The organism is Nocardia heshunensis, from assembly GCF_054782115.1.
In genome coordinates this window covers 87,444-104,308 of record NZ_BAAGTC010000026.1, presented here as the reverse complement: position 1 = coordinate 104,308, position 16,865 = coordinate 87,444, and the positions used below count along the sequence as shown (strand labels likewise).

The following is a 16,865-nucleotide window of genomic DNA, read 5'->3' as shown; positions in this document are numbered from 1 at the left end:
AACGCCGAAGGCCCCCACCGAGACGGATCTCGGTGGGGGCCTTTGGGTTTGGTGTTACGTGGTCACCAGGACCGGTGAGTCACCAGGACGACTTGTGGACGCCCGGGAGCTCGCCGCGGTGAGCCATCTCGCGCAGGCAGACACGGCACAGGCCGAACTTGCGGTAGACGGCGTGCGGGCGGCCGCAGCGCTGGCAGCGGGTGTAGGCACGCACCGCGAACTTCGGCTTGGCGTTGGCCTTGTTGATCAGAGCCTTCTTAGCCATGGATCAGTTCTCCTTGAACGGGAAGCCGAGGTGCTTGAGCAGCGCGCGGCCTTCTTCGTTGTTGGTGGCCGTGGTCACCACGGTGATGTCCATACCACGCGGACGGTCGATCTTGTCGACGTCGATCTCGTGGAACATGGACTGCTCGGAGAGACCGAAGGTGTAGTTGCCGTTGCCGTCGAACTGCTTCGGCGACAGACCGCGGAAGTCGCGGATACGCGGCAGCGCGATGGAGATCAGACGATCCAGGAACTCCCACATGCGGTCGCCGCGCAGGGTGACCTTCGCGCCGATCGGCATGCCCTCACGCAGCTTGAACTGCGCGATGGACTTGGTGGCCTTGCGGATCTCGGGCTTCTGGCCGGTGATCAGGGTGAGGTCGGCGACCGCACCGTTGATCAGCTTGGCGTCACGGGCGGCGTCGCCGACACCCATGTTCACGACGACCTTCACGACGCCCGGGATCTGCATCACGTTGGCGTAGTTGAACTCTTCGTTCAGGGCCGGCTTGATCTCGGCGCGGTAGCGCGTCTTCAGACGCGGCTGCACCTTGTCAGTCGAAGTCATCTCAGATGTCCTTCCCGTTGCGACGGGAGATGCGGACCCGCTTGCCGTTCTCATCGGTGCGGTAGCCCACGCGGGTCGGCTTGCCGTCGGAGTCGACGACCATCACGTTGGAGGCCTGGATCGGCGCTTCCTGAGTGACGATGCCGCCCGAGCTGGCGCCACGCTGGTTCGCGGAGTTCGCGACGTGCTTCTTGATGCGGTTCACGCCCTCGACCAGGACCTTGCCGGTCGCCGGGTAGGCCTGAATGACCTTGCCCTTGGCGCCCTTGTCCTTGCCCGAGACGACGATGACCGTGTCGCCCTTGTGCACCTTCATAGTTAGAGCACCTCCGGCGCCAGCGAAACGATCTTCATGAAACGCTTCTCGCGCAGCTCACGGCCGACCGGGCCGAAGATGCGGGTGCCACGCGGATCGTTGTCCGCCTTGATCAGCACCGCGGCGTTCTCATCGAACTTGATGTACGAGCCGTCAGCGCGACGGCGCTCCTTGACGGTGCGCACGACGACGGCCTTGACGACCTCGCCCTTCTTGACGTTGCCACCCGGGATGGCGTCCTTCACGGTGGCGACGATGATGTCGCCGATACCGGCATAGCGACGCGACGAACCACCGAGAACGCGAATGCAAAGGATTTCCTTGGCACCCGTGTTGTCGGCGACGCGCAGTCGCGACTCCTGCTGAATCACTTCAGCTCCTCCTAGACCTGGACGAAATGCACGCCGGATTGCCGACCCGACGGGCATGGTCAGTTGCCCTTCAAACGCACGCCTGCCAGCGGTTTCACACCAAACTGGAGATCAACCACTGTGGGTTCGCGGCCGAAGTGCGGGGCAGAGCTCCCGCAGGCAACCGGAACAGTTTAGCGAACCCCCAGGTCGGACCCAAATCGGGGTACTGGACACGCGCCCGCGGCGGATTCAGGTCTTCCTCAGTCGAGGCTACTAGCGTCGGCTCGAGCAACGTCCGAGCTATCCGATCAGCCGATATGAGGAGATCCGCGTGACGTCCGAGCGTCCTGCTCTCGACCGCCGCAAGTTCCTGATCGCCCTGGGTCTCGTGCCCACCGTGGCCGTGCTGGCCTCCTGTAACAAGAACGACAAACCCAAGCAGCTGATCGGACCGGACATGTCCGGTTCGAATCCGGCGATCCGGCCGCAGGACGACCTGTACCGGTTCGTCAACGGCAAGTGGCTCGACGAGTACCAGCTGCCACCGGACAAGGTGTCCTTCGGCACCTTCGACGAGGTGCAGGAGCGGGTCGAGCAGCAGCTCAAGGACATTATCGAGGGGATCCACAACCCCAAGGCCGGGTCGAACGAGCAGCGGATCCGCGATCTCTACGACGGCCGGATGGACAAGGACGCGATCGAGCAGCTCGGCATGACGCCGCTGCAGGATCTGTTCGATCAGATCGACAAGGCGGCGACCAAGGCCGATCTCGCGCACGTCATGGGCGGGCTACCCGGGGTCGGACTGATCGGGATCGGCGTCGGGCCCGACCCGAAGGATTCCAATGCCTATCTGCCGTCGGTGTCGCAGGCGGGGCTCGGGCTCAGCGAGCAGTACTACCGCAAGCCCGAATACGCCGACAAGCTCGCCAAGTACCGGACGTACATGCAGCGCATCGCGGCCGGTGCCGGGTTCGCCGATCCGACCGCGCTGGCCGACCGGGTGGTGGACCTGGAGACGCGGATCGCCGGATTCCATTGGGACAACGTGAAACTGCGGGACACCGATGCCACCTACAACCTGAAGACGTGGGCGGAATTCACCGCGCTGGGTCCGCAATTCGATTGGGATCCTTGGCTTTCCGGCACCACCGACCGGCCGAAGAATCTGTTCGACAAGGTCGATGTGGGTGAGCCGTCGTTCATCACCGGCGCGGCGCAGCTGTGGGCCGACGTCGATATCGCCGCCTGGCGTGAGTATTTGAAGCTGGGCCTGGTGCGCGCGTTCGCGACGTACCTGCCCAAGGCGATCGCCGATCCGAACTTCGACTTCTTCGGCAAGGAGATGTCGGGCCTGAAGGAGCGGCCGGAGTTGTGGCGGGCGGCGGTGTCCACCGTCAACGGCACGGTCGGCGAAGCGCTCGGAAAGCTGTACGTGGACAAGCATTTCCCGCCCGAGGCCAAGCAGCGGGCGCTGGAGATGGTGGGCGATCTGCGGGCCGCCTACAAGGACAACTTCACCAATTCCAGCTGGATGTCGCCGCCCACCCGGCAGGCCGCCATCGTCAAACTCGACAAGATCGACGCCAAGATCGGCTACCCCGACAAGTGGGAGGACTACTCCAAGCTCACCGTCACCCGCGGCAAGCTGGTCGAATCCCTGCGCGCCTCCGACACTTTCGACGCCAAGCGCATGTTCGACCGGCTCGGGACGCCGGTGGACAAGTCGGAGTGGGGGATGCCGCCGCAGACGGTCAACGCCTACTACAACCCGAGCGGCAACGAGATCGTGTTCCCCGCGGCGTTCCTGCAGCCGCCGTTCTTCGATCCGGATGCCCAGCCCGCGGTGAACTACGGCGCGGGCGGCGCGGTCATCGGGCACGAGATCGGGCACGGGTTCGACGACCAGGGCTCCAAGTACGACGCGGACGGCAACCTGCAGGACTGGTGGACGCCCGAGGACAAGGCGGCGTTCCAGGCCAAGACGCAGCAGCTCATCGACCAGTACAACGCGCTGGTGCCGGCCGGGCTGCCCGCGGATCAGCATGTGAACGGGGAGCTGACCGTCGGTGAGAACCTGGCGGATCTGCGCGGGCTGGAGATTTCGCTGGCGGCCTATCGCATGGTCGAGAAGCGCAAGGGGACGGCCACTCCCGATTACAAGCCGATGTTCGAGTCCTGGGGTCGCACCTGGCGGACCAAGATGACGAACGAGGCGCTGGAGAATCAGCTCGCCAATGATCCGCATTCGCCGGCCGAATTCCGGTGCAACCAGGTGGTGAAGAATCTCGGCGAGTTCTACAGCACGTATGACGTGAAGGAAGGCGACAAGGAGTACCTGCCGCCGGAGCAGCGCGTCACCCTCTGAATTGCTTCCCGCGAGCACGCTGAGCGAACTCCCAGGAACGTGACACCCCGCGCGAGGCTGCCATCCCCGGTAGCCTCGCGTCGGTATCGCAGCTTCGGGGAGAGGTAGTGCCTGTGAGTTCGTCGGGTCGTCCGGCCGGTTTGGACCGTCGTCGTTTTCTGATCGCGCTGGGTCTGGCGCCGGCGGTCGCCACGCTGGCGGCGTGCGGGCACGATACGAAGAACTCGGTCGCCTCGACCCAGCTCACCGGACCGGACATGTCCGGGTCCGATGCCGCGGTGCGGCCCCAGGACGACCTGTACCGGTTCGTCAACGGCAAATGGCTGCAGGACTATTCGCTGCCCGCCGACAAGGTCTCCTTCGGCACCTTCGACGAGGTCGGCGATCGGGTGCAGGGGCAGCTCAAGGACATTATCGAGGGCATCTCCGATCCCAAGCCCGACACCACCGAGCAGAAGATCCGCGATCTGTACGACGCGCGGCTGGATGTCGACGGCATCGAGAAGCTGGGTGTCACGCCGCTGGCAGAGATGTTCGCCGATATCGACAAGGCGGCCGGTAAGCCGGATCTGGCCAAGGTGATGGCCGCGCTGCCGATCGGCGGGCTGATCGGGCTCGGCGTCTCGGTGGATCGCAAGAACTCCAGTGCGCACATCGCCTCGGTCGGGCAGTCCGGCATCGGGTTGAGCGAGCAGTACTACCGCAAGCCCGAATACGCCGACAAGCTCGCCGGATACCGGACGTTCCTGGAAAAGATCGCCACCGGTGCGGGTTTCGCCGATCCGGTCGCCATGGCGGGCCGGGTGCTCGATCTCGAGACGAAGATCGCGGCCGGATTCTGGGACAACATCAAGCTGCACAACACCGAGGCCAGCTACAACAAGATGTCGTGGACCGACATGGTGGCGCTGGCACCGCAATTCGATTGGGATCCCTGGCTCGCCGGCACCACCGATCGGCCCAAGAGCCTGTTCGCGACGGTGATCGTGGCCGAGCCGTCCTTCATCACGGCGGCCGGAAAGCTGTGGCAGGACGTGGATATCGCGGTGTGGCGCGAGTACCTGAAGCTGTCGGTGGTGCGGGAATTCGCGCGCTTCCTGCCCAAGACGATCGCCGACGCCAACTTCGAGTTCTTCGGGACGGTGATGAGCGGGCTGACACAGCGGCCCGACCGGTGGAAGTCCGCGGTGGGCACGGTCGACGACACACTGGGCGAGCAGCTCGGAAAACTTTACGTGGACAAGCATTTCCCGCCCGAGGCCAAGCAGCGGGCGCTGGACATGGTCGCCGACCTGATCGCTGCCTACAAGGACAATTTCACCAACTCGACCTGGATGTCGCAGCCGACCAAGGACGCCGCGCTGGTCAAGCTCGGCAAGATGGGCGTGAAGATCGGCTACCCGGACAAGTGGGAGGACTACAGCGGGTTGAAGATCACCCGCGGGCAGCTGATCGAATCCCTGCGTGCCGCCAATGTTTTCGGCAACAAGAAGATGTTCGACAAGCTGGACAAGCCGGTCGACAAGACCGAATGGGGCATGACGCCGCAGACGGTGAACGCCTACTACCAGCCGGTCAACAATGAGATCGTCTTCCCGGCCGCGTTCCTGCAGCCGCCGTTCTTCGACGCGAATGCCGAAGCGGCCGTGAACTACGGCGCGGGTGGCGCGGTCATCGGGCACGAGATCGGGCACGGATTCGACGACCAGGGCTCGAAATACGATGCCGACGGCAATCTGAAGGACTGGTGGACCGCCGCGGATCGGGCCCAGTTCGACGAGCGCACCAAGAAGATCGTCGACCAGTACAACGGCCTGGTGCCGCAGGGGCTGGATCCCGCGCATCACGTCGACGGCACGCTGACCCTGAGCGAGAACGTCGCCGACAATCGCGGGCTGCAAATGGCTTTCGCCGCCTACCGCATCAACCAGAAGCGGGCGGGGGTCGAAAACCCCGACTACAAGGACATGTTCGAGTCCTGGGGTCGGAACTGGCGGGCCAAGCAGACCACGCAGTACACCGAGAACCTGATCGCCAACGACCCCCACTCCCCCGACGAGTTCCGCGCCAACGAGGTGGTGCGCAACCAGGCCGAGTTCTACGCCACGTTCGGGGTCAAGGACGGCGACAAGCTCTTCCGGCCCGAGGACCAGCGCGTCACCTTCTGATCTGGATCAGATGGCCAGCGGCGGCGGGACGGTCGGGCGGCGCGCGGGCGGGTGATAGGCCCGCCACGCTGTCGCGAGCCGATCGGCGGCCGCCGCCAGGACCTCGTCCGGGTGCCGGAAGTGCAGGCGAATACGGTCCTCGCTGCCGCCGCTCGGGTCGAGGCCGGTGCCCGCGAGAATCGCGGCGCCGTGCCGCAGGGTGGTCTGGGCAAAGGATGTGCCGTCGCCGTAGGGCAGCCGCACCCAGAGGGTCTGACCGCCGGTGACCGGCGGCACTTCCCAGTCCGGTAGTGCCACTGCGAGTTTCGTGCGCAGCAGGTCGTGGCCGGTGCGCAGGCGGGCGGCCCGCTGCGGGGCGGTGGCGTCGATGGCGGGCACCAGGCTCGTCGCGACCAGCTGGGCGGGCAGATTCCCGCCCAGGTCGTGCACGGCCCGCAGCCGGGTGAGGCGGGCGATGACCGGTTCCGTCGCCCGAATCCAGCCGACTCGCAGTCCGCCCCACAGGTTCTTGCTCAGGGAGCCGATCGAGATGACGGTGTCGGCGTCGGCGGCCAGGGGTGGCGGGTTCGCGGTTCCGGGGAATCCGAGGTCGGCGGTGATCTCGTCGGCGATCAGTGGAATATCTTGCGCCGCAGCGATATCCGCGATCCGCTGCCGTCGCAGTCCGGAAAGCACCGTGCCGGTGGGGTTCTGGAAGGTCGGGGTCAGGTAGGCCAGCACCGGCTGGCGGGCCCGCACCGCCGCCTCGAACCCGCCGAATCCGATCGGGAGGGTGGTGAGCACCGCCGACTCCTCGTGGAAGGCCTCCAATGCGCCCGGGTACGTGGGTGTTTCGACCAGCACCCGGTCTCCGGGCCGCACGAAGGCACGGGCCAGCAGCGACAGTGCCTGCTGGCCGCCATTGGTGACGAGGATGTGCTCGGGTCGCGTTGGTGCGCCCAGCCGGGTGTAGCGATCGGCGATCGCCGCCCGCAGCGGCGCGTAACCGGCCGGGTGATAGCCGATCTCGGCCGTCATGGCCGCCAGCACGGGAACCATCGCGGCGTAGGCGTCGGTCACGATCAGCGGCGGCGCTTCCGGTGCGGCGCAGGCCAGGGAGATCAGATCCGGGTGCGGCTCCAGCAGATTCAGGAACATGGGCGCGCTGGTGGTGTCGGGGGCGGGCTCGACGGCCGTACCCGCCACCCGGGTGCCGCTGCCCCGCCGCCGTTCGATCCGCGCCTCGGCGGCCAGCAGATCGTAGGCGGCGATCACCGTATTCCGGCCCACCGCGAGCTGTTTCGCGAACACCCGATCCGGTGGCAGCAGCGCCCCGGCGGCCAACTCACCGTCATCGATCAGCTGTCGCAACCGGCTCGCCAGCAGCACGTACAGCGGCCCGCGTCCCGACGACCAGCGCCCCAGTCGTTCGGTCACCTCGATTGGATCCATAACGGAACCAATCCTGCCGCATTGGCCCTGCCCTCACCACCGCGAGCCGCCGACGATTGACCCCATGACCGAAACAGCCACGTCGATCCCCGCCACCATCGCCACCCTCCCTGGCCCGTTCCAGCAGCGAGAACTGGCCCGCGTCAACGACTCCGTCGTACGCGTAGCCCAGATCCATGGCGAATTCCCCTGGCACCACCACGACGAAGACGAACTCTTCCTCTGCTGGGACGGCACCTTCCGCCTGGAACTCGAGGACCGAGACCCCGTAACCCTCACCCCCGGTGACCTTTTCACTGTCCCCCGCGGCATCCGTCACCGCCCGGTAGCCCCCGAACCCGCGCACGTCGTCCTCATCGAGCAGCCCGAAACCACCCAGTACGGCAACTGATCACCGCTTTCAGGCGGGATCGACCAGTTCCCGGGGTGCGGCCTGGCGCCACGAGTCGGTGATGATCGCCTCCAGCTCCTCGGTGTCGTCCAGGGCGGCCAGCCGCACCCGCACCCACGCGTTCATCACCTCGTGCGATGCGATCCAGAACTTGTCCGGCTCGGCCTGCACCAACTCGTCGCGATCGGCGATCGGGCAGCGCACTGCCATCGAGGTCTCCCCTTCGGGCAACGTCAGAAACAGCTTCCCCGCCACCCGAAAAGTGGGCATCTCCCACTCGAATCCCTCTTTGGTGCGCGCCAGCGCAAGCGCCACCGCCCGTACCTCGTCCCCGCTCACCGTCATGCCCCCGATGTTGCCAGGCGAGTCCGACAGGCGTCGGTGCTATTTGGCGGCGTTGGTGAAGGCGGGGTCGAGTTTGTCGAGGAGGTAGGGGAGGGCCAGCGGGGTGGGCTGGTTGATGGCGCTGATTTCTTGGACGGTGAGGAAGACGACGGCGTTCTTCTTCACCGCGGGGAGGTCGTTGTATCCCGGTAGGGCTCGGTACTTTTCGTCCATGCCGGGCGAGAAGCCGGCCAGCAGCAGGTCGGAGGTCAGCTCGTCGAGGCGTTCCGGGGAGAGGGCCAGGCGGCCGCCGTTGCCGCCCTGAGCGACGAGGGCCGGGGGGATGGTCATGCCGAGTTGGGTGAACAGGCGGGTGGAGCCGTCGTCGGGGGCCGTCAGGACCATGAGCTGGGTGGGGCCGGCGAGCCAGGAGCTGGTGAAGGTTTTGCCCTTCAGGCCCGGATTGCGTTGGGAGATGCCGTCGATGCGGGCATTGAGGTCGGTGACGAGTTTGTCGGCGGCGGGGGTTTGGTGCAGCACCTGGCCGAGGGTGCGGACCAGGTCGGGCCAGGGGGTGATGGCCTGCTTGCCGAGGCCGGGCAGGGTGGGGGCGACCTTGGACAGGTCGCCGTAGGTCTTGGCGTCGGCGATGAACGAGTCGGCCAGGATCAGGTCGGGGTTGAGGGCGGCGACCTGTTCGGCGAGATTGCCGGTGGTCTGCAGCGCCTTGGACTGCGCGAGTGCGGCGGGCTCCCAGGGCGGCGCGCCCTTGCTGAGCACCGCGATGTTGTCGATGTAGCCGACCGGGGTGACGCCGAGGGCCTGCACGGTGTCGAGCCACTGGTTGCCGAGGGCCACGATGCGTTTGGGGGTGCCGTTGACGGTGGTCTGGCCGAGGGCGTGGGTGATGGTGACCGGTTCGCCGCCGCCGGAGCTGTCGTCGCTCGAGGATCCGCAGGCCGTCAGTCCGAGGGCGAGGACGCCCGCCAAGGCGGCCAGGGCCGCCCGCACGCTGCGGGATCGCATCGAGAACGCCGACTTCATCGTGACTCTCCTGTCTGCACATGCCCGCCCACACGGCCGAGCGGTAGGTGAGCCTAGCCTAATTTTCTCGGCAATCGGTGAGCGTCGTCGCCGATTCGATCCCGATCGGGGTGGCCTATCGTGCTCTCGATCGATTAGGTTAGGGTTGGATAAGTTAGTACCCGGGGGTTTGGAACGATGGAGCGTGCGGTGCCGGAGATGTTGTCCGCCGTCGAGCATCACCGGCTCGTGGACGAATGGGCCAACGGCGTCGAACTGTACGACGTGCCGTCGGTGCCGATGCTGATCGACTGCGGTCGGCGTGTGCCCGCGCTGCGCACCGCGGTGCGCTGCGGCGACCACATCCTCACCTATGCCGAACTCTACGAACGTCTCGACGGCGGTGTCACCGGAACCGCCGGACCCACCCTCGACGATCTGGCCCGGCTGCTGTGCGATATCGCCGCGGCCGCCGAATTCGGCGCGGTGCTGGCCGAATTGGGTCCGCAGGGCACCGGCCTGAAGCCGGTCGCGGTGGCTGCGGCCGCCGACGACCGCCGGGCCGTGGCCGCCGATCGCCGCGACTGCTCGATCGACAAGGCGTACGGCTCACCGGATGTGCGCCTGCTCGCCAGCCGCTGGGACACCACCGACGCCGCGGTCGAACTGCTGGCCGTGCTGGCCGACGGCGCGACCCTGGTGCTGGCCACCGCCGCGCAGCGCGGCGACGCGGCCGCGTTGGCCGAACTCGTCGCCCTGACCGCCCCGACCCACGTCGTCGCCGACACGGGCACGCTGGCGGGCCTGGCCTTCCTGCCCTCCCCCGCGCTGCCGTCAGTGCGGCGCTGGGATGTCTTCGGTTCCGACTGTCCCGCGGCGCTCGCGGAGCTACTGCGCGGGCTGGCTCCCGGCTCGTGCACCGGATTCGCCTACAGCACACCGGAATACGCGGGTGTCGCGGGCCGCGGACCACTGGACGGATCCGGCCGGGTGCGCCCGATCCCGGGTGCGCGGCTGCTGGTGCTGGACGAGTCGCTGCGGCTGGTGCCGCCGGGTCGGTCCGGCCGGGTGTATGTGGGCGGTGCGGCGCTGGCGCTCGAACTCGACGGTGCCGCCGAGGGTTTCGTCGACGATCCGTTCGTGCCGGGCGGTCGGCTGGTGCGCACCGACACCCACGGCGGTTGGACCGCCGATGGCTGGCTGCTGCTGGACATGATCGAATCCGCCGCGCCCGCCGGCATTTCCGAGGTGACCATCGACTCGGATTACCCCGCGGCCGGCGGTTACGCCGCGGCCTGAGCCGAGCCTCCGCGCTGCGGCATTCGCATCGGGCTTTCCGCACGGAAACCCCCGAACAATTCCGATCCGTACTTTTCAAGTGATTCCCGGCGATAGTGTGGAATCACCCATTTGGCCGCCGAGCGCGATGACGCCTCGGGGTGCCCCCAGGCCTTGATCTCACCGCCGGGCACCAGTCGGCGCGACGATCGCCAGGCGTTCAACTCGGAGCGTGCTGCCGTGCGGCACCAGCGCTTTTCGATCTCCTTCGGCCCCGGCTTCGGGTCGGTGTCCCGCTGTCCGGACGCCGACGATCGCAACCCTGGAAGAAGGGCCGTCATGAGCGCCGAGTTTGCGCCGCTTCCCGTTCCGTCCACCGCCGCAATCGAATTCCCCTCCGTCGAGCGCGAGCGGCTGCGCATCGCGATGGTGGTGCCACCGTATTTCGATATCCCGCCCAAGGCGTACGGCGGGGTGGAAGCGGTGGTGGCGGATCTGGTGGACGCGCTGGTGGAGCGCGGGCACCGGGTGACGCTGCTGGGTGCGGGCGTGAACGGCACCAAGGGGGAATTCCGATCACTGTGGGACCGAGCGCAATCCGAGCGGCTCGGCGATCCGTTCCCGGAGGTCGTGCACGCGTTGAAGGCGCGGCGAGCGCTGGAGCGCCTGGCGGCGACCGAGGGCCTGGATCTGGTGCACGACCACACCTTCGCGGGTCCGCTCAATATGCCGGTCTCCCGCGAACTGGGTTTGCCGACCGTGGTCACCGTGCACGGACCGGTGGACGGCGACCCGTACGTCTACTACCGCGAACTGGGCACCGACGCGCACCTGGTGGCGATCAGCGATCGGCAAAAAGCCATGGCCCCGGACCTGAACTGGGTGGGCCGCGTCCACAACGCACTGCGGGTCGAGGATTGGCCGTTCCGCACGGACAAGGACGACTACGCTCTGTTCCTGGGCCGGTTCACCGCGGACAAGGCGCCGCATCTGGCGCTGGCGGCCGCGCATGCGGCGGGAATGCCGCTGATCCTGGCGGGCAAGTGCGCCGAGCCGCCCGAGGTGCGCTATTTCGAGAACGCGGTGCGGCCGTTGCTCACCGAACGCGATCACCTGTTCGGCATGGCCGATGCCGTGGCCAAACGCGCATTGTTGTCCGGTGCAAGCTGTCTGGTGTTCCCGGTGCAATGGGAGGAACCGTTCGGCATGGTGATGATCGAGGCGATGGTGTGCGGGACGCCGGTGGTGGCGTTGCGCGGCGGCGCGGTCGCCGAGGTGATCGTGGACGGTGTCACCGGTCGCGTCTGCGACGATCCGGCCGAGTTGCCCGCGGCCATGGCCGAGGTCCGCGGCTACGACCCGTACGCCATGCGCGCCCACGTCGCCGCGCATTTCGGCGCGGACACGCTGGGAAGCGGATACGAGGAGATCTATCGGCGGGTGGTGCGCGAGCATCGGCTGCACCGCCTTGCCGTGTCCCGTCATTCCGGGGTGACGATCGGGCAGCCCGGGGCGTTGGTGGTCGGGCAGCGGGCGGCGGGTACCGGGCCCGGTCGGGCGATCGCGGCCACGGTGCTGGGTCGCGGTACCACGCATTCCGGGCATCCAGATGCCTTGACCGGCGGTGAGCTGACTCCGGGCCGTAAACCTGTGTCGGACAGTGGTTCCAGTTCGAAGGCGATGTCGCGGCAGCGGCGGGTGCCGCGGCGAAAGGGTCTGCATGAACAGTGACACTCCGAACGCGCTCAATGCCGGGGAACCGAGCGTGGGCGGTGGCGGCGGGGCGGTCACCCTGGTGGAGGGCAGCACGTTCTGCCTCTCCGATCATCGGGGGGATATCGAGCACGGAACGCCGTACGGCCTGTTCTTCCGGGACGCGCGGGTGCTGTCGCGCTGGGAGTTGCTGTTGGACGGGCAGCGGCCGGAGCCGCTGTCGGTATTGAGTCCGGAGGCGTTCACCGCCCGGTTCATACTGCGCCGGCCTCCCCGGGCCGGCGCAGCGGACAGCACGGTCTTACTGGTCAGGGAGCGGTTGGTGGCCGACGGGCTGCGGGAGACCATCACGGTGGAGAACCTGGGTCGCGAGACCACTGCCGTGGACCTGCAATTGCATGTGGACGCGGATTTCGTGGATCTGTTCGCGGTCAAGGAAGGCCGGGGCGGCAATGCGCGCGCCGAGGTGATCGCCGGGGATGTGGAGTTGCTGCTCAACGATCGCTCCGACCGGTCCCGGGGTTTGGCGGTGTCGTCGTCGGAAACGCCCGTGGTGCTGCCGGGTTCGCTGTCGTGGCGGGCGGTGGTCCCGGCGGGCGGCAGCTGGCAGACCGAGATCGTATGCCAGCCCACCATGGGCAATCAGCCGATCCACGCGCCGCTGCGGCCGGGTGAGCATTACGAGGCCAGCGCGCCCAGCCGCAAGATCGCGGCCTGGCGCGATACCGCCGCCACGATCACCGCGGCGGATCCGCAGCTGACGTGGGTGCTCGAACGCACCGAAAGCGACCTGGGCGCTTTACAGATCCACGACGACGCGCGCGGCGGGCGGCCGTTCGTGGCCGCGGGCGCGCCCTGGTTCATGACGCTGTTCGGCCGGGACTCGCTGCTCACGGCATGGATGGCGCTGCCGCTGGATGTCGGTCTGGCCGTGGGCACCCTGCAGCAGCTGGCCGAAATGCAGGGCCAGCGGGTGGATCCCATGACCGAGGAGGAGCCGGGACGCATCATGCACGAGATGCGGCGCGGCCCGGCCAGCGGGCAGGTGCTCGGCGGTGAGACCTATTACGGAACCGTCGACGCCACACCGCTTTTCGTCATGCTGCTGGCGCAGGCCCGGCGCTGGGGTGCGGACGTGGACGCGGTCCAGGCGTTGCTGCCCGCCGCGGACGCGGCCCTGGCCTGGATCGACGACTACGGTGATCGCGACGGCGACGGGTTCGTGGAGTACCGGCGGGCCACCGACCGCGGGCTGATCAATCAGGGCTGGAAGGACAGTTTCGACGGCATCAACGATGCCGCGGGCCGGTTGCCGGAGCCGCCGATCGCGCTGTGCGAGGTGCAGGGCTACGTGTACGCGGCCACGCTGGCCCGGGCGGAGCTGGCCGAGGAGTTCGGCGACACCACCACCGCCGGGCACCTGCGGGATCGGGCGGCCGAGCTGCGCACCAAGTTCGCGGAGGCGTTCTGGCTGCCCGAAAAGGGCTGGTTCGCCATGGCTCTGGATGCACACAAGCGTCAGCTCGATGCCTTGAGCAGCAATATCGGCCACTGCCTGTGGTCGGGCATCGTCACCGACGAGCATGCTGCCATCGTGATCGGCAAGCTTGCCTCGCAGGAGATGGACAGCGGATTCGGTTTGCGCACACTGGCTTCCAGCATGGGCGCCTACAACCCGATGAGCTATCACAATGGTTCGGTCTGGCCGCACGACACCGCGATCGCCGTCGCGGGTCTACTGCGCTACCGGCACCTGCCCGGGGCGCTCGACCTGGCCACCCGGCTGGCCGACGGGCTGCTCGACGCGGCGGTGGCGTTCGGCGGCCGATTGCCCGAATTGTTCTGTGGTTTCCCGCGTGCCAAGTTCGCGGCGCCGGTCCCCTACCCGACGTCCTGCTCGCCGCAGGCGTGGGCGAGCGCGGCGCCGCTGCTGCTGGTGCGGTCGTTCCTGGGCCTGGATCCCGATGTCGGGCACCGCACATTGACCGTGCTGCCGCATCTGCCCGCCCGCTGGGGGCGGGTCGAGCTCACCGATCTGCGGCTCGGCGGCGTGGTCGTCGACCTGGCCGTGGAGGGGAATCGGGTGACCGCCACCAACCTGCCCGACGATTGGCGGCTGATCACGCACTGATCCGGTGGGTTCAGCTCTGGGCGGCCGTGCGGATGCCGCGTACGGCCAGCGCGCCGAAAACCGCTGCGAGACCGGCCGACCAGGCCAGGGTTTGCAGGATCGGGGTGGCGACGGGGCCGCCCAGGGTGAGGTTGCGCATGGCTTCGATGGCGCAGCTCATGGGCTGGGCACGGACGATCGGTTGCAGCCAGCCGGGGTAGTTGTCGACCGGGACGAAGCCGGAGTTGAAGAACAGGCCCAGCAGGGTGATCGCGGAGAAGAGCTGAACCACCTTGTTGCCCATGCTGGTGACGCCGACGGTGATCACCATGGTGGAGATGCCCGGGATGAGTAGAACCGGGATCAGCACCGAAGCCAGTGCGGCCCAGGGACCTTGGTGGAAGCGCAGGCCGAGGGCCATGCCGAGGGCGACGATGACGACGGTGCCCGCCAGGGTGCGGCCGCATTCGGCGAGCAGGCGGCCGAGCAGTCCGGCGGAACGGTGGACGGGTAGCACCCAGAAGCGGCGCAGCAGGCCGCTTTCGCGTTCCGCGTAGAGGGACAGGCCGGTGCCCATTGCGCCGTACATGGCGCCGGTGATGGCGATCATGGGGACGAAACCGTAGCTGGCGTCCGCGCCGGAAGGGCCGGTGAGCACCTTGTCCAGGACCAGTTCGTACATGAGCAGCAACAGGATCGGGAGGATGAGGGTGGAGGTGAGCACCTCCTGTTCGCGGGGCCAGCGGCGCATGAGGCGACCGGCCTCGACGAGGGTCTGATCCAGCAGGGTTCTCACCGCCGCCGCCTTTCCACTTGTACCGACAATGCGGTGAACACGACGATGAGTCCGGCGCACCAGGCGGCCGAGATGGCCACGGCGGCAGGGAATTCGCCTTCGGCGAGGCCGCGCAGCGCGGCGGCGGCCTGGGAGACGGGTTGATTGCGCACGAACGGCTGGATCCAGCCCGGGAACGCCTCGGCCGGGACGAGACCGGTGGACATCATGGTGAGCAGCAGTTGCGGGGCCAGCAGGGCGGATGCGCCGATCTCCGGTTTGCCGGTGGCGACGCCGAGCGCGTCCGCGCCGATCACCACCGCGGCCGCGAAAGCCAGTGCGAGCAACAGGAATCCGAACGCTCCCGCCGCGTCGTGGAAACGAAACCCGAAGGCGTACCCGATCACCAGCGCGCCCGCGATGGCCGCACCCGCCCGCACCAGATTCGCGGACATGCGCGCCGCCATGGGCAGCCACGGCCGCACCGGCATCGACCGCAGCCGGGTTCCCATGCCACTGAAGGTGTCTCGCGCGGCCCGGTCACCGGCCGACATGGCGGTGAAGAACATGCCCTGCAGCACGATGACGGGTAGCAGGTACTGGGCGTAATCGATGCCACCGGCCTCCTCCATGGACCGGCGCAGCGGCACATAGAAACACAGGAAGAAGATCATCGGCGCGAAGAACCCGAACGGGATATCCCCCTCACGCAGGGCAGCGCGAATAGTGCGGCCGCTCAATGCCTTCCATTGCAATGACGCCGGAACACGGAATTCGGGAGCGTCTGTTCGTGCGGTCATGCGTTGACTCCCGCGGACTGCGGGCGGGTGAGCTCGATGAAGACCTCGTCGAGCGAAGGGCGGCGCAGGGCGATGTCGATGAGGGCGATGTCGGCGGCGGTGGTGCGGCGCAGGACTTCGGCGAGGGTGGCCGCGCCGTCGGGGGCGGGAAGGGCGACACGGTCGGCGGATTCCGGGACGGTGAGGTCGCCGAGGCCGTCGAGTGCCGTGCGTACCCGTGGCACGTCGGCGGCTTCGACCGGGACGACCTCGCAGTAGCTCGCGCCGGAGCGGGCCTTGAGTTGGTCGGCGGTGCCTTCGGCGATGACGGTGCCCTTGTCGACGACGATGATGTTGTCGCTCAAGGCGTCCGCCTCCTCGAGGTACTGGGTGGTGAGCAGGATGGTGACGCCCTGCTGTTTGAGTTCGCGCACCAGCGACCAGAGGCTTTGGCGGCTGACCGGGTCGAGGCCGGTGGTGGGTTCGTCCAGGAAGACGACGCGCGGTTGGCGCACCAGGCCGCAGGCGATGTCGATGCGGCGGCGCATGCCGCCGGAGTACTGGCCCACGCGGCGGTCGGCGGCCGCGGTGAGATCGAAGCGTTCCAGCAGTTCGTCGGCGCGGTGGCGGGCCGGCTTGGGGCGCAGGCCCATCAGGCGTGCGAACAGCACGAGATTCTCACGGCCGGTGAGCACCTCGTCCAGGGCGGCGTATTGGCCGGTCAGCATGATGGAGGCGCGCACGGCGTCGGCCTCGCGGACGACATCGTGCCCGGCCACCAGGGCCCGGCCCGCATCGGGGCGGACCAGGGTAGACAGCACCGAGACCGTGGTGGTCTTGCCCGCGCCGTTGGGACCGAGCACGCCCAGGACGCTGCCGGTGGGTGCGCTGAAGCTGATGCCGCGCAGGGCGTGGACCGCGCCGAAGGATTTCTCGACGGATTCGACGACAATGGCCGCGTCCGTGGTGGATTGCGACACCTGGTTCTCCATCCTTGGGTTATT

The 16,865-nt window shown here is 67.7% G+C and carries 17 protein-coding genes; 6 read left to right on the top strand and 11 right to left on the bottom strand.

The window, feature by feature from the left end:
• Positions 1-79: 79 nt before the first annotated feature.
• Genes ACYVN4_RS40585 through rplN form a run of 4 tightly spaced genes read right to left on the bottom strand, consistent with a single transcriptional unit; the run spans position 80 to position 1,519 of the window.
• Positions 80-265: a type Z 30S ribosomal protein S14 gene (locus ACYVN4_RS40585; RefSeq protein ID WP_029923637.1), complete on the bottom strand. Its 186-nt coding sequence runs from the start codon at positions 263-265 to the stop codon at positions 80-82.
• A gap of 3 nt (positions 266-268) precedes the next feature.
• Positions 269-832 carry a 50S ribosomal protein L5 gene (rplE, locus tag ACYVN4_RS40580; RefSeq protein WP_452401306.1) on the bottom strand — a complete coding sequence of 188 codons (564 nt, stop codon included), beginning with the start codon at positions 830-832 and terminating at the stop codon, positions 269-271.
• Position 833: 1 nt separating this feature from the next.
• Positions 834-1,148 carry a 50S ribosomal protein L24 gene (gene rplX, locus ACYVN4_RS40575; RefSeq protein WP_067574588.1) on the bottom strand — a complete coding sequence of 105 codons (315 nt, stop codon included), beginning with the start codon at positions 1,146-1,148 and terminating at the stop codon, positions 834-836.
• Positions 1,149-1,150: 2 nt separating this feature from the next.
• Positions 1,151-1,519, bottom strand: a complete 369-nt coding sequence (gene rplN / locus ACYVN4_RS40570; protein WP_379353923.1) for a 50S ribosomal protein L14 — start codon at positions 1,517-1,519, stop codon at positions 1,151-1,153.
• Between the two features lie 313 nt (positions 1,520-1,832).
• On the opposite strand from rplN, the gene ACYVN4_RS40565 reads away from it, so the two are divergent.
• Together ACYVN4_RS40565 and ACYVN4_RS40560 are read left to right on the top strand one after the other, a co-directional pair.
• Positions 1,833-3,869 (top strand): M13 family metallopeptidase, encoded by a 2,037-nt coding sequence (locus tag ACYVN4_RS40565; RefSeq protein WP_460728793.1) that lies wholly within the window; start codon positions 1,833-1,835, stop codon positions 3,867-3,869.
• A gap of 113 nt (positions 3,870-3,982) precedes the next feature.
• Positions 3,983-6,037, top strand: a complete 2,055-nt coding sequence (locus ACYVN4_RS40560; protein ID WP_460728791.1) for a M13 family metallopeptidase — start codon at positions 3,983-3,985, stop codon at positions 6,035-6,037.
• A 6-nt stretch (positions 6,038-6,043) separates the two neighbouring features.
• Here the strand turns inward: ACYVN4_RS40560 and ACYVN4_RS40555 are convergent, their stop codons facing one another.
• Entirely contained in the window at positions 6,044-7,468 is a 1,425-nt protein-coding gene (locus tag ACYVN4_RS40555) for an aminotransferase-like domain-containing protein (protein WP_460728789.1), read from the bottom strand.
• Positions 7,469-7,532: 64 nt separating this feature from the next.
• Between ACYVN4_RS40555 and ACYVN4_RS40550 the strand changes: the two genes are divergently transcribed.
• Positions 7,533-7,859, top strand: coding sequence for a cupin domain-containing protein (locus tag ACYVN4_RS40550; RefSeq protein WP_460728787.1), 327 nt, complete (start codon positions 7,533-7,535; stop codon positions 7,857-7,859).
• Positions 7,860-7,868: 9 nt separating this feature from the next.
• Here ACYVN4_RS40550 and ACYVN4_RS40545 read toward each other — a convergent pair whose 3' ends face one another.
• Both ACYVN4_RS40545 and ACYVN4_RS40540 read right to left on the bottom strand, forming a co-directional pair.
• Positions 7,869-8,204, bottom strand: coding sequence for an MmcQ/YjbR family DNA-binding protein (locus tag ACYVN4_RS40545; RefSeq protein ID WP_460728785.1), 336 nt, complete (start codon positions 8,202-8,204; stop codon positions 7,869-7,871).
• A 39-nt stretch (positions 8,205-8,243) separates the two neighbouring features.
• Entirely contained in the window at positions 8,244-9,227 is a 984-nt protein-coding gene (locus tag ACYVN4_RS40540; protein ID WP_460728783.1) for an ABC transporter substrate-binding protein, read from the bottom strand.
• A gap of 177 nt (positions 9,228-9,404) precedes the next feature.
• Here ACYVN4_RS40540 and ACYVN4_RS40535 point away from each other — a divergent pair, with 177 nt between their 5' ends.
• Positions 9,405-10,505 (top strand): AMP-binding protein, encoded by a 1,101-nt coding sequence (locus tag ACYVN4_RS40535; RefSeq protein ID WP_460728781.1) that lies wholly within the window; start codon positions 9,405-9,407, stop codon positions 10,503-10,505.
• Here the strand turns inward: ACYVN4_RS40535 and ACYVN4_RS40530 are convergent.
• Positions 10,490-10,825 (bottom strand): hypothetical protein, encoded by a 336-nt coding sequence (locus tag ACYVN4_RS40530; RefSeq protein ID WP_460728779.1) that lies wholly within the window; start codon positions 10,823-10,825, stop codon positions 10,490-10,492. The two genes, ACYVN4_RS40535 and ACYVN4_RS40530, sit on opposite strands and share 16 nt — an antisense overlap.
• Positions 10,826-10,910: 85 nt before the next feature.
• On the opposite strand from ACYVN4_RS40530, the gene ACYVN4_RS40525 reads away from it, so the two are divergent.
• The gene (locus ACYVN4_RS40525) at positions 10,911-12,215 is read left to right on the top strand and encodes a glycosyltransferase family 4 protein (protein WP_460728982.1); all 1,305 of its coding nucleotides are present in this window, start codon (positions 10,911-10,913) and stop codon (positions 12,213-12,215) included.
• The gene (locus tag ACYVN4_RS40520) at positions 12,205-14,328 is read left to right on the top strand and encodes an amylo-alpha-1,6-glucosidase (RefSeq protein ID WP_460728777.1); all 2,124 of its coding nucleotides are present in this window, start codon (positions 12,205-12,207) and stop codon (positions 14,326-14,328) included. Before ACYVN4_RS40525 ends, ACYVN4_RS40520 begins: the two co-directional genes overlap by 11 nt.
• Positions 14,329-14,338: 10 nt before the next feature.
• On the opposite strand, the gene ACYVN4_RS40515 is transcribed toward ACYVN4_RS40520, so the two are convergent.
• The 3 genes from ACYVN4_RS40515 to ACYVN4_RS40505 are packed head-to-tail and all read right to left on the bottom strand — an operon-like array spanning position 14,339 to position 16,853.
• Positions 14,339-15,103 (bottom strand): ABC transporter permease, encoded by a 765-nt coding sequence (locus tag ACYVN4_RS40515; protein ID WP_460728776.1) that lies wholly within the window; start codon positions 15,101-15,103, stop codon positions 14,339-14,341.
• On the bottom strand, positions 15,100-15,882 hold the full coding sequence (locus ACYVN4_RS40510) for an ABC transporter permease (protein WP_460728774.1): 783 nt from the start codon (positions 15,880-15,882) through the stop codon (positions 15,100-15,102). The genes ACYVN4_RS40515 and ACYVN4_RS40510 overlap by 4 nt, the downstream gene beginning before the upstream one ends.
• Positions 15,879-16,853, bottom strand: coding sequence for an ATP-binding cassette domain-containing protein (locus ACYVN4_RS40505; RefSeq protein WP_460728772.1), 975 nt, complete (start codon positions 16,851-16,853; stop codon positions 15,879-15,881). Before ACYVN4_RS40505 ends, ACYVN4_RS40510 begins: the two co-directional genes overlap by 4 nt.
• Positions 16,854-16,865 lie beyond the last annotated feature (12 nt).

Bases quoted from the DNA above. Each gene is read 5' to 3' on its own strand.
- rplX (WP_067574588.1), bottom strand. From the start codon at position 1,148: ATGAAGGTGCACAAGGGCGACACGGTCATCGTCGTCTCGGGCAAGGAC.
- ACYVN4_RS40535 (WP_460728781.1), top strand. From the start codon at position 9,405: ATGGAGCGTGCGGTGCCGGAGATGTTGTCCGCCGTCGAGCATCACCGG.
- ACYVN4_RS40585 (WP_029923637.1), bottom strand. From the start codon at position 265: ATGGCTAAGAAGGCTCTGATCAACAAGGCCAACGCCAAGCCGAAGTTC.
- ACYVN4_RS40505 (WP_460728772.1), bottom strand. From the start codon at position 16,853: ATGGAGAACCAGGTGTCGCAATCCACCACGGACGCGGCCATTGTCGTC.
- ACYVN4_RS40545 (WP_460728785.1), bottom strand. From the start codon at position 8,204: ATGACGGTGAGCGGGGACGAGGTACGGGCGGTGGCGCTTGCGCTGGCG.
- ACYVN4_RS40530 (WP_460728779.1), bottom strand. From the start codon at position 10,825: ATGACGGCCCTTCTTCCAGGGTTGCGATCGTCGGCGTCCGGACAGCGG.
- rplE (WP_452401306.1), bottom strand. From the start codon at position 832: ATGACTTCGACTGACAAGGTGCAGCCGCGTCTGAAGACGCGCTACCGC.
- ACYVN4_RS40510 (WP_460728774.1), bottom strand. From the start codon at position 15,882: ATGACCGCACGAACAGACGCTCCCGAATTCCGTGTTCCGGCGTCATTG.
- ACYVN4_RS40555 (WP_460728789.1), bottom strand. From the start codon at position 7,468: ATGGATCCAATCGAGGTGACCGAACGACTGGGGCGCTGGTCGTCGGGA.
- ACYVN4_RS40520 (WP_460728777.1), top strand. From the start codon at position 12,205: ATGAACAGTGACACTCCGAACGCGCTCAATGCCGGGGAACCGAGCGTG.
- ACYVN4_RS40525 (WP_460728982.1), top strand. From the start codon at position 10,911: ATGGTGGTGCCACCGTATTTCGATATCCCGCCCAAGGCGTACGGCGGG.
- ACYVN4_RS40540 (WP_460728783.1), bottom strand. From the start codon at position 9,227: ATGAAGTCGGCGTTCTCGATGCGATCCCGCAGCGTGCGGGCGGCCCTG.
- ACYVN4_RS40550 (WP_460728787.1), top strand. From the start codon at position 7,533: ATGACCGAAACAGCCACGTCGATCCCCGCCACCATCGCCACCCTCCCT.